The organism is Bacteroides sp. 224 (assembly GCF_010500995.1).
Classification (GTDB): domain Bacteria; phylum Bacteroidota; class Bacteroidia; order Bacteroidales; family Bacteroidaceae; genus Bacteroides.
The window spans coordinates 1-309 of the sequence record NZ_QVMK01000121.1 but is presented as its reverse complement, the minus strand read 5'-3'; the positions used below and the strand labels follow the sequence as shown (position 1 = coordinate 309).

The 309-nt window shown below is 40.1% G+C and carries 1 pseudogene; it reads left to right on the top strand.

Features of this window, described 5'->3' with window-relative positions:
- Positions 1 to 198 precede the first annotated feature (198 nt).
- Positions 199 to 309: pseudogene (locus tag D0T60_RS19130) on the top strand (N-acetyl-gamma-glutamyl-phosphate reductase); the annotation flags it as partial.

The window sequence follows — 309 nt, the reverse complement described above, 5'->3', positions numbered from 1 at the left end:
GTATAGCCTACTTTACCATCTAATACTACAATTTTTCGATGGTCGCGATGGAACACATGATTGATATAAGGGAAGTTGATAGGATCAGTCCAATCTTTATTAAATGAAGGATGTCCATCTTTGATTGTAAAGCCATCTCTGATAACCGTCTTAATAACCTGATTAACGAATTAATAGAATTCCGCAAGATAGAAACAGGTAACCGGGAGTTGCGAATTGAATCGTCGTGCTATCTGTAAAACCAAGTATGTGGCCAATCCGGGATGCTTTGCTACAAGCATTCAGCTGGGGCTGCTGCCATTGGCTAAT